The sequence below is a fragment of the Dactylosporangium cerinum genome, assembly GCF_042653625.1.
Lineage (GTDB): Bacteria > Actinomycetota > Actinomycetes > Mycobacteriales > Micromonosporaceae > Dactylosporangium > Dactylosporangium cerinum.
The window spans coordinates 94,822-105,969 of the sequence record NZ_JBHSIU010000070.1; the positions used below are offsets into that span (position 1 = coordinate 94,822).

Genomic DNA, 11,148 nt, shown 5'->3' on the forward strand with positions numbered 1-11,148 from the left:
GAAGGCGGGCGTCGGAACTACGACGGTTATCTATGCGTTACCTGACGGCGGCGGATCGGACGGCGGCACGTCGGCGGGCGACTTCCCGGTGAGCACGGATGCGGGCACCTCGACGGTCAGCTCCTCCGCGGGCGGCCGCCCGGCGGGCGCGGGCACCTCGACCGTCAGATCGTCCGCGGGCGAGGCCGGACCCGCAGCCGGGGCGGCAGCCGTGGGTGCCTTGACGGGCTGCTTCGGCACCACGACCTTCTTCCGCTGCGGCGCCGCGCCAGCCGGAGTCACCGGAGCCACGCGCAACGACCGGAGGAACCCGGGCGCCCACCAGTTCCAGCTGTCGAGCATCGTCATCAACGCCGGCAGCAGCAGCCCCCGGACCACCGTGACGTCGATGATCACGGCGACCGTCATCCCGACGCCGATCTCCTTCACCGCGACCAGCCCGCCGACCGTGAAGCCGAGGAACACGATGACGATGCAGATCGCCGCCGCGGTCACGATCGGTCCGGACTTGGTGATGCCGCGCAGGACCGCCCGGTTGGTGTCGGGGCGCTGGTCGTACTCCTCCTTGATCCGCGCCAGGAGGAAGACCTCGTAGTCCATCGACAGACCGAAGATAAACACGAACAGCAGCACCGGCGTGGTCAGGTCGATGCCGCCCCAGGAGTCGAAGAAGAGCGGCAGTTGCCCCCAGCCCCACTGGAACACCACGACCAGGACGCCGAGGGTGGCGATCAGGGTCAGCAGGTTCATCAGGACGGCCTTGAGCGGGATGACCACGGAGCCGGTGAGCATGAAGAGCACCACGACGGTCACGATCAGGACGATGAGCGCCGCGATCGGCAGCCGCCGGGCGAGGGACTCCTGATAGTCGACGACCTCGGCGCTCGGGCCGGTGACCCACTTCGGGAACGGCGTCGGCATGTCCCGCAGCTTGCGCACCAGGTCCAGGCTCTCCGGGCCGCCGACCTCACCCTTCGGGGTCAGGTCGAGGACCGTCCAGCCCTTCGGCACGTCGGGACGCACCTCCTGGCGGAACACCTGCGCGTTCAGCTGGCTGTTGACCTGGTTCATGAACATGCGGACGTCGGCGCGTTCGGGGCCGGCCTGCAGCAGCACCACGACGTCCTCGGGGTGATCGTTGTTGAACTTCGCCTGCAGCGCGTCGTAGGCCTGCCGCGCCTCGTTGCTGTGCGGCAGTGCCCGGGCGTCGGAATTGGCGAAGTTCGCGCCGAGCAGCGGCGCGGCCAGCACCAGCAGGCCGACGGTCACGCCGAGCGCGACCGGACCGGGCGACTGCTGCGCCTTTGCGGCGAGCTTCGCCAGCAGGTCCGTCTTGAAGGTGAACCGCCCGGCGCCGGCGGCCGGGATCCGTTCCTTCGCAAGCGACAGCAGCGCCGGTACCAATGTCAACGCGGCAACCGTCGCCAGGACGACGACGGCGGCGCCGCCGAGCGCGACCGCGGCGAGCAGCGGCTCGGCGAACACGGTCAGCCCCGCGAGGGTCGCCGCGACCGCGATGCCGGAGATCGCGACCGCCCGGCCGGACCGCGCGACCGCCTCGACCAGCGCCTCGGTCGGCTCGTGCAGGAGCCGCTCCTCACGGAACCGGGCGACGATGAGCAGCGAGTAGTCGACGGCGAGGCCGATGCCGAGCAGGGTCACGACGTTGAGGGAGTACTCACTCACCTTCGTCGCGTAGCTCAGGCCGAACAGGAGCAGCAGCGAGCCGGCCACGCCGACGAGCGCGACCGCGAGCGGCAGCCCGGCGGCGATCACCCCGCCGAAGATCAGCACCAGCACCACGAGCAGGGCAACCAGGGCGACGCTCTCGCCGATCGCCAGGTCATGCACCGACTGCTCACCGAACGCCCGCTCGGCGATCTTCGTGCCGCCGACCGTGACCTTCGGCGCCTCGATCAGCTTCAGGCGCGCCCTGACCTTGTCCTCGAGCCGCTCGCGCGCGTCCTCGCTCAGCTTCGGGTCGAGCTCGACGCGCACCGTCGTGCTCATGTTGTCGGCGCCGATCTGGCCGCCGGGGCCGTTGTAGAGGTCGTTGACCTCCACCACCCCGGCCATGCCCTTGATCTCCTGGGTCGCCTTGGTGACGCTGGCGTTGAGCCCGGGGTCGTAGACGTCCTTGCCCTCGATGACGGCGATGACCATCGAGCCCTCGGGGGCGAGCTCGTCGATGCGCTGCTGGGCGATCGCCGACTCGCTGTCCGCGCGGTTGGTGGTCGTGGTGGCGAGCCGGTCGAACAGCCCACCACCGAAGACCGCGCCCGCCACGGTCACTGCCAGCCACACCCCGATGACAGGCCAGCGGTGGCGGTCCATGAGCGTGCCCAGTTTCGCGAACATCGGAGTATGCAAGCACGATGGCGAAGCAGGGCAACATCCCCCATGTCGCTACAGACCCAGTGAACGAGAAATGATCATGCGCTGGACCTCCGAGGTGCCTTCGCCGATCTCGAGGATCTTCGCGTCGCGCCACATGCGGGCCACCGGGGTCTCGTTCATGAAGCCGTAGCCGCCGTGCACCTGGGTCGCCTCCCGGGCGTTGGTCACCGCGGCGTCGCTGGCCTGCAGTTTCGCGATGGCCGCCTGCCGCTTGAAGTCGCGGCCGTTGACCAGGCGCGACGCGGCGTCGTAGTAGGCCAGCCGGGCGGTGTGCGCCCTGGCCTCCATGTCGGCGAGCTTGAACTGGATGGCCTGGTACTCCCCGATCGCCTTGCCGAAGGCGCGGCGCTGCTTGGCGTAGGCCACCGACTCGTCGACGCAGCCCTGGGCGAGGCCGACGCCGAGCGCCGCGAACGCGACCCGGCCCTCGTCGAGGATCCGCAGGAACTGCGCATAGCCGCGGCCTCGCTCGCCGAGCAGGTTTGCGGCCGGCACGCGCACGTCGTCGAAGTTCAGCTCGTGCGTGTCGGACGCGCACCAGCCGACCTTGGAGTAGCCCGGCTGGACGGTGAACCCCGGGGTGCCGTTCGGCACGATGATCGCGGAGAGCTCCTTGGAGCCGTCCGGGTTGACGCCGGTAACCGCGGTGACGGTGACCAGCGCGGTGATGTCGGTGCCGGAGTTGGTGATGAACGCCTTCGAACCGTTGATCACCCACTCGCCGGCGGTCTCGTCGAGCACGGCGCGGGTCTGGGTGCCGCCCGCGTCGGAGCCGGCGCCCGGCTCGGTGAGCCCGAACGAGGCCAGGGCCTCGCCGGACACGAGCCGCGGCAGCCACTGGGCCCGCTGCTCGTCGGTGCCGAAGCGGTAGATCGGCATCGCGCCGAGGGAGATGCCGGCCTCGAGGGTTACCGCGACCGAGGAGTCGACCCGGGCCAGCTCCTCCAGCGCGACGCAGAGGGCGAAGTAGTCGCCGCCCATGCCGCCGTGCTGCTCGGGGAAGGGCAGCCCGAAGAGTCCCATCTTGCCCATCTGGCGCACGATGTCGTAGGGGAACGCGTGCCGCTCGTAGTAGTCGCCGATGACGGGCGCGACGACGTCGTTGGCGAACTCGCGGACGCTGAGGCGGAGGGCTTCGAGATCCTCGCCGAGGGTGAAGTCGACCATGACAGGTGCCTCTCAGACGGGCGTCACGCCGTGGCGACGGCGCGAGAATTGACGGTTCTTCCCAGTGGCGGCGGCGAAGCGGCGGGTCAGCTCGTCGCGCAGCGCGCCCGGCTCGACGACCGTGTCGACGACCAGCTCGCTGGCCAGGCGCATGATGTCGATGTCGCGCTCGTATTCGGCGCGCTTCTCGGCAACGAACGCCGCGCGCGTCTCCTCGTCGGGCAGGGCGGCGATCTTGTTGGCGTAGACCGCGTTGACGGCGGCCTCGGCGCCCATCACGGCGATCTTGGCGGTGGGCAGCGCGATGGTGGCGTCGGGTTCGAAGCCGGGGCCGGCCATCGCGTAGAGGCCTGCACCGTAGGCCTTGCGGACCACGACACAGATCTTGGGCACGGTCGCCTCGGAGATCGCGGTGATCATCTTGGCGCCGTGCCGGATGATGCCCTGCTTCTCCACCGCCGAGCCGACCATGAAGCCGGGCACGTCCGCGAGGAAGAGCAGCGGCACGTTGAACGCGTCGCAGAGTTGGACGAAGCGGGTCGCCTTGTCGGCGGAGTCCACGAAGAGCACCCCGCCCTTGAACAGCGAGTTGTTGGCCACGACACCGACGGGCTTGCCGTCGATGCGGGCGAAGCCGGTGGTGAGCTCGCGCGCCCACAGCGCCTGGATCTCGAAGAACGAGCCCTCGTCGACCAGCCCCTTGGCAAAACGGCGCATGTCGAAGGCCTGGCGCTCGCTGGCGGGGATCTCCGGCAGGCCGGTGGCGTCCGCCGCGGCGGCGACCGGCGCCGGCTGCGTCCAGTTGGACGGCAGGTAGGACAGGTAGCGCCGGACCGTCTCGATCGCCTCGGCCTCGGTCTTGCACAGGAAGTGCCCGACGCCGGACTCCGCGCAGTGGACCCGTGCGCCGCCCATGGCCTCGAGGGTGGTCTTCTCCCCGGTGACCATCTCGACCATGCGGTCCGAGCCGAGGTACATCGAGGCGTTGCCCTCGACCATCGCGACGACGTCGCAGAAGGCGGGGATGTAGGCGCCACCGGCCGCGGACGGGCCGAACAGGGCGCAGGCCTGCGGGATGCTGCCGCTGGCGCGGACCTGGGTGTGGAAGATGCGCCCGGCGCCGCGGCGGCCGGGGAAGAGGTCGACCTGGTCGGTGATCCGGGCGCCGGCCGAGTCGACCAGGTAGACCATGGGGACGCCGGTGTCGTAGGCCTTCTCGATGATCCGGATGATCTTCTCGACGGTGCGGGCTCCCCAGGAACCGGCCTTGACCGTCGAGTCGTTGGCCATCAGGCAGACCGGCCGGCCGTCGACGGTCGCCGTGCCGGTGATGACGCCGTCGGCCGGGAGGCCATCGGCCATGACGTTGGCGAACATCCCGTCCTCGACGAAGGTGCCCTCGTCGACGAGCAGTGCCACCCGTTCCCGGGCGAAGAGCTTCCCGCGGGCGGCGTTGGCCGCGTGATACTTCTCGGCACCGCCGGCCTCGACCCGCTTCCGAAGACCCTCCACCATGGCGCGACCTCCGCGTCAGCAACCTGAACGATCGTTATGCCTAACGATCGTTCAGGTTAGCCGAAACGGAGGTCAAGTACCAATGGCTCGTCGGGCACGGGTCGGTGTGTACCCGGCGTGGGCCCTGGGTCCCCTGCGGATCAGAGGGACCCCGGTACCGCTGTCAGCAGGAGTACGCGACCGCGCCGCCCTGGCTGGACGCCTGCGAGAAGCCGAACAGGCTGATCGCGTTGCCGCTGATGTTGATCGGAACCTGCAGCGTGGTGTCGAACTGATTGCCGTTCAGCAGGCCCGCGTTGTAACCCGTGGTCCAGTCGCTGCAGGAGTTCTTGACCGCGGTGGCGCCGCCGCCGTTGCCGTTGCCCCAGCCGCCGTTGTCGTGACCGTTGCCGTGGCCGTGCCCGTTGCCGTGGTGGCCGTTGCCCCAGCCGCCGTCGTCGTCACCGTTGCCGTTGCCGCCGTAGCCGTCGTCGTCACCGTTGTCGTCGGCGTCGCCGTTGTTGTAGCCGCCGTTGTTCTGGCCGCCGTAGCCGTCGTCGTTCGCGGTGCCGGTGCCGTGGCCGTTGCCGCGGCCGTGCTCGCTGGCGACCTTCTTGGGCTTGGCCTTGCCGTGCGACGCCGAGGCGCCGTTCGAGCTCATGTTGCTGGCGTTGCCCGCGGCGTTGCCGTACGCGTTCGGGTTGGCGTGGTGGTTGCTGTTGCCGTAGCCACCGTTGGTGTCGGCGTCGTCGTCGCCGTAGCCGCCGTTGCCGTTGCCGTTGTCGTCCCAGTCGTCGTCCCAGTCGCCGTTGCCGCCGCCGTTGCCGTGGTGACCGTGGCCGTGCCCGTTGCCGTTGCCGTTGCCGCCGCCCCAGCCGTCACCGTCGACGGCGACCGCGGCGCCGCCGCAGGAGGCGCTGGAGAAGCCGAGCACCGCGATCGCGTTGCCGCAGACGTTGACCGGCACCTGGAGCGTGGTGTCGAACTGGTTGCCGTTGAGCAGGCCCGCGTTGTAACCCGTGGTCCAGTCCTCGGTGGTGTTCGCGCTCTCGGTGGAGGCGCTCTCACCCTTGACCGCCCAGGCACCGCCGGCGCTCTGGGCGCTGGAGAAGCCGAACAGGCTGATCGCGTTGCCGCTCAGGTTGATCGGCACCTGCAGCGTGGTGTCGAACTGGTTGCCGTTGAGCAGGCCCGCGTTGTAGCCCGAGGTCCAGTCCTCGGTGCGGTTCCCGGTGCTCTCGGTGTAGTCGCCGTCGGCGTCAGCGTCGGCGGCGTAGCCACCGTTGTTGTTGGCGTTGTAGCCGCCGTTGCCGTTGCCGTTGCCGTTGCCGTGCCCGTGCCCGTGACCGTGACCGCGGCCGTGCCCGTGGCCGTTGCCCCGGCCGTTGTCCGACCCGAGGCCGCCCTTGACGGCGTACGCGCCGCCCTGGCTGGACGCCTGCGAGAAGCCCATGACGCTGACGGCGTTGCCGCTGACGTTGACCGGCACCTGGAGCGTGGTGTCGAACTGGTTGCCGTTGGCGACACCGGCGTTGTACCCAGTGGTCCAGTCCTCGGTCGTCGCGCTCTCGGTGTCGATCGCCGCGGCGCCGCCACCGCAGGACGCGTCGGCGAAGCCGAGCACCGCGATCGAGTTGCCGCAGACGTTGATCGGCAGCTGGAGGGTGGTGTCGAACTGATTGCCGTTGAGCAGGCCGGCGTTGTAGCCAGTCGTCCAGTCGGCGTGCGCGGCCCCGCCCGAGATGAGCAGGAAGCCCGCGGAAAGCACGCCCACGTTGAGCGACTTACGAACCCACGTCTTCATGGTGAAAGTGAGACCCTTCGGTAGGTGTTTCTCTTCAGTGCTGCTGAAGTGCTGCTGTTGAGGTGCTGCTTCGATGGGCGCGGATCAGAGCCGCGAACCTGCGTGCGGGCAGGCTCTGCCCGGCTCCGCCCTGTCGACGTGCGCCCGGATGGTGCGTGTTCGGTATTGCGAGATGCCGCGATGTGGTCGATGCGGGTCAACGGACCCTGGCTGGCCCCGGCTCGGCCCGCTTCGCTTCGCGTCGGCTGGCCGGCCAGCCTCAGTCGGGTGAGGCTGTCGGCTTCTCGGCTGCGAGCAGCCGTAGCTCGGCGTCTTCGACCGCGTCCAGCCGGAAGGTGAGCACCTTCGTGCCGGCCGGTGCGGCGGGCAGCGTGGCGGCGGCGCCACCGTCGTGGTTGAGGCCCGAACCGCTGCCCGGGGCTCCCGAGGTGATACCGACCGCCGGCGCCGGAACGGGCGCCGGGCGGGGCAGCAGGGGCACGTGGCGCGTACCCTGCGCTTCAGTCCGGTCCGCGACCGGCTTCACGTGCGTGGCGTCGCCGGCGTCGAGCCGGTCGGACTGGTCCAGGGCACGTGACATGACGACGCGTGTCGACCCGACGCCGACCGGCTCGGCCTGGACGGCCGGCTCCTGCGTCTGCGTCTTTCGGGCGTTCTTGATGCCGGCCTTTGCCGGCCTCTTGGTGCGTGAGTTCGTGGCGCTCAACGCGTTCACCGTCGTCAAGCGGGACATCTTGACGGATGCCGGAGTGACGGCTTTGCTGGCCGCCTTGTCCGTGGCCCTGCCGGTCGTCGTCAGGACGGTGCCCGTCACCGGTTGCAGGACGGTCAGCACCGTCCCGGTGAGCAGGTCACGCTTCGACTCATGCTTGGTCGCGCCGGAGGGCACACCGGTGGACCCGATGTGACCGCCGGAGGCGCCGTGGCGGCTGCCGACGGCACCGAGGTCGAGCAGGTCGAGTCCTGAGCCGCCGGCCCCGGTGACCAGGTTGGTCACCGGCGCGATCAGGGAAGCCCCGGACGCGAAACCGTCGGAGCCCGACGAGTCGGAGGCGTGCGCCGCCGACGCCGACAGCAGCCAGGCCACACCGGCGAAACCGGCGACGACCAGACCCCGGACGGCGATCCGGGCAGCAGACCGGGCGCAGCGGGTCGTGCGCGGGTTGCGCTCGCTCCTCTGAGCCATGGCCGCCTCTCAGTACGGGCTCAATGTCGGGCTTGACGCCCCACATGTGACTGTTTCCGTACTGAGCAACGAACCGTCCCGGCCGGGGACACGCCACTATCCCGGCGAATCGGGCACAAGTGGGACAGCCGGCGTCAGAAAGGGATTCGCGGACCGGCCTTGAGCACGCCCGATGGCAGCTCCCGCCCGACGATCTCCTGAGCCATCGCGGCCGCCTCGATCAGCGCCTTCAGGTCGATGCCGGTCTCGTAGCCCATGTCGTGCAGCAGGTGCACGACCTCCTCGGTGGCGACGTTGCCCGTGGCGCCCGGTGCATACGGGCAACCGCCGAGCCCGCCGACGCTCGCGTCGAACTCCGTGATCCCCATCCGCATTGCGGTGAGGATGTTGGCGAGGGCCGCACCGCGGGTGTTGTGGAAGTGCAGCAGCAGCGGGATGTCGGGATGACGGTCCCGGACCAGCCCGACGACGTCCTGCACCCGGCGGGGCGTCGCCATACCGGTCGTGTCGCCGAACGCGATCCGGTCGGCGCCGTCGGCGACGACCCGGTCGACGATCCCGAGCACCCGCGCCGGGTCGATGTCGCCCTCGAACGGGCAGCCGAAGCTCGTCGAGATGATCACCTCGGCGGTGGCGCCGGCGCCGTGCAGCAGGTCGATCAGGCCGGCGATGTCGTCGAGGGACTCGCCGGTCGACCGGTTGACGTTGCGCTGGTTGTGCGTCTCGGACGCGGAGACGACGACCTCGATCTCACCGAAGCCGGCCTTGAGCGCCCGCTCGGCGCCCCTCGAGTTGGGCACCAGCGCCGAGTAGTGGACCGCCGGGTTCTTCCGCGCGGCCGCCCACACCTCGTCGGCGTCGGCCATCTGCGGGATCGCCTTCGGGTGGACGAACGAGACCGCCTCGATCCGGCCGACCCCGGTCGCCGACAGCGCGTCGAGCAGCCGGACCTTGGCTCCGGCCGGGACCGGGTCCTCGTTCTGCAGGCCGTCGCGGGGACCGACCTCGCGGATGGAGACAAAGCTCAACGCACACCTCCGCTGCGCATGCGGCCCACGATGCCGGTGTCGTAGTCGCCGGAGACGAACTCGGCGTTGTCGAGCAGCTCGGCGAAGAACGGCAGGTTGACCTTCGGGCCGACGACCTCGAAGCCGGCGACCGCGGTCCGCAGCCTGGCCAGGGCGTCCGCCCGGTCGGCACCGTGCACGACGAGCTTCGCCATCAGCGAGTCGTAGCTGGGCGTGACGACCGTGCCCGGGCCATACCCGGCGTCGACGCGCACGCCGGGACCGGTCGGCTCGACCCACGACGTGATCGCCCCGGGACCGGGCAGGAAGCGCTTCGGGTCCTCGGCGTTGACCCGGACCTCGATGGCGTGCCCGGTGACCCGCAGCGCGGCGGGGTCGAACGCCGGCGCCAGGCCGGACGCCACCCGCAGCTGCTCCTCGACCAGGTCGACGCCGAACACGGCCTCGGTGATCGGGTGCTCGACCTGGAGCCGGGTGTTCATCTCCAGGAAGAAGAACTGTCCGGACGTCGGGTCGAACAGGCACTCGACGGTGCCGGCGTTGCGGTAGCCGACCGCCTCGCCGGCCCGGACGGCGGCGGCGAGCAGGTCGGCCCGCTGCCCGGGGTCGAGGGCCGGCGACGGCGTCTCCTCGACCAGCTTCTGGTTGCGGCGCTGCACCGAGCACTCGCGCTCACCCAGGGCGACGACCCGGCCGTCGGCGAGGCCGAGGATCTGCACCTCGATGTGGCGCACCCGGGGGAAATACCGCTCGATGAGCACCGCGCCGTCGCCGAACATCCGCTCGGCGAAGCTGCGGACCTTCTCATATTCGGTGCGCAGGCCGGCGTCGTCGGCCGCGACGGCCATGCCCATGCCACCGCCACCGGCGGCGGCCTTCACCATCACCGGGTAGCCGATCCCGGTCGCGGCGGCGAGGGCGTCCTCGACCGTGGCGGCGGGGTCGGTGGTGCCCGGCGCCACCGGCACCCCGGCGGCGGCCATGAGGTTCCGCGCGTTGATCTTGTCGCCCATCGCGGTGATCGCCTCCGGGCCGGGACCGACCCAGATGAGACCTTGCTCGACGACGGTGGCGGCGAAGGCCGCGCTCTCCGACAGGAAGCCGTAGCCGGGGTGGATCGCCTCCGCACCGGTCGACTTGGCCGCGGCCAGGATCGCCTCGGCGTTGCGATACGACTGGGCCGGGTTGGCCGGGCCGATCAGCACCGCCTCATCCGCCTCGCTGACGAACGGCAGCCCGGCATCGGCCTCGGAGTACACCGCGATGGTGCGGATCCCCAGCCTGCGTGCCGTGCGGATGATCCGCCGGGCGATCTCTCCGCGGTTGGCGACGAGCAGAGAACTCAGCATGCGGAGCGTCTCCTGTGGATAACTCTGTGGGTTTACACGTGACTGGCTTGTGGATAACCCCCGGAGGGTCACCCCTGCAGCGCGGAGAGTGTCGCGGCCCGGAGCAGCTCGGCGCGGCGGGCCCGATCGACCTCACCACCGAGGAACGGCGTGGAGTTCATGAGACCGAAGGCGGCATGGGCCAGGACGCGGGCCTCGCCGGCATTGAGCTCCTCGCGCAGCACGGTGAGCGTGTTGACCCACTCCTCGACATACAGCCGCTGGAGGCGGCGGATCTGCCGCCGGGGCTCCTCGGGCAGCCGGTCGAGCTCGTGCAGGTGCAGGGCGATGACGGCCGGGTTGGCCAGGGCGAACTCGACGTGGAAGTCGACCAGCGCGGCGAGCGCCGCGGCTGGGTTCTCCGACGCCTCGGCGATACGCTTCTGGCCGCCGGCGAGCAGCTGCTCGCTGACCGGGATGAGGGCGGCCGCCAGCATCGCCTCCTTGCCGGCGAAGTGGTGGTAGAGCGCCGGACCGGTCACGCCGGCCGCCGCACCGATGTCGTCCATCGACACGCCGTGGTAGCCACGGGTCGCGAACAGGCCCACGGCGATCTCGAGGATCTCCTCGCGCCGTGAGCGGCGGCGTTGTCCGGCGGGGCCGGCGCCACGGGTCTGTGCAGGTGGGCGGACGGCCGATTGTTCCAGCGTCATTGGCAAAGCCTAACCGGGTGTCAAGGCAAGT

General features: G+C 70.4%; 8 protein-coding genes. All 8 read right to left on the reverse strand.

Translation table 11 applies throughout. The annotated features are described in order from the left end of the window. Nucleotides 1-30: 30 nt before the first annotated feature. The gene (locus tag ACFPIJ_RS46610) at nucleotides 31-2,358 is read right to left on the reverse strand and encodes an MMPL family transporter (protein ID WP_380125934.1); all 2,328 of its coding nucleotides are present in this window, start codon (nucleotides 2,356-2,358) and stop codon (nucleotides 31-33) included. A gap of 48 nt (nucleotides 2,359-2,406) precedes the next feature. Beyond that, complete coding sequence (locus ACFPIJ_RS46615) at nucleotides 2,407-3,564, reverse strand: acyl-CoA dehydrogenase family protein (protein ID WP_380125935.1); 1,158 nt, start codon at nucleotides 3,562-3,564, stop codon at nucleotides 2,407-2,409. 12 nt (nucleotides 3,565-3,576) lie between these two features. Beyond that, nucleotides 3,577-5,079, reverse strand: a complete 1,503-nt coding sequence (locus ACFPIJ_RS46620) for an acyl-CoA carboxylase subunit beta (protein WP_380125936.1) — start codon at nucleotides 5,077-5,079, stop codon at nucleotides 3,577-3,579. Between the two features lie 163 nt (nucleotides 5,080-5,242). After that, nucleotides 5,243-6,862 carry a chaplin family protein gene (locus ACFPIJ_RS46625; RefSeq protein WP_380125937.1) on the reverse strand — a complete coding sequence of 540 codons (1,620 nt, stop codon included), beginning with the start codon at nucleotides 6,860-6,862 and terminating at the stop codon, nucleotides 5,243-5,245. A 259-nt stretch (nucleotides 6,863-7,121) separates the two neighbouring features. Then, entirely contained in the window at nucleotides 7,122-8,048 is a 927-nt protein-coding gene (locus tag ACFPIJ_RS46630; RefSeq protein WP_380125938.1) for a hypothetical protein, read from the reverse strand. A 134-nt stretch (nucleotides 8,049-8,182) separates the two neighbouring features. Continuing rightward, the gene (locus tag ACFPIJ_RS46635) at nucleotides 8,183-9,076 is read right to left on the reverse strand and encodes a hydroxymethylglutaryl-CoA lyase (protein WP_380125939.1); all 894 of its coding nucleotides are present in this window, start codon (nucleotides 9,074-9,076) and stop codon (nucleotides 8,183-8,185) included. Next, nucleotides 9,073-10,425 carry an acetyl-CoA carboxylase biotin carboxylase subunit gene (locus tag ACFPIJ_RS46640; RefSeq protein ID WP_380125940.1) on the reverse strand — a complete coding sequence of 451 codons (1,353 nt, stop codon included), beginning with the start codon at nucleotides 10,423-10,425 and terminating at the stop codon, nucleotides 9,073-9,075. The genes ACFPIJ_RS46635 and ACFPIJ_RS46640 overlap by 4 nt, the downstream gene beginning before the upstream one ends. Nucleotides 10,426-10,493: 68 nt before the next feature. Next, nucleotides 10,494-11,117 (reverse strand): TetR/AcrR family transcriptional regulator, encoded by a 624-nt coding sequence (locus ACFPIJ_RS46645; RefSeq protein ID WP_380125941.1) that lies wholly within the window; start codon nucleotides 11,115-11,117, stop codon nucleotides 10,494-10,496. Between the last annotated feature and the right edge of the window lie 31 nt (nucleotides 11,118-11,148).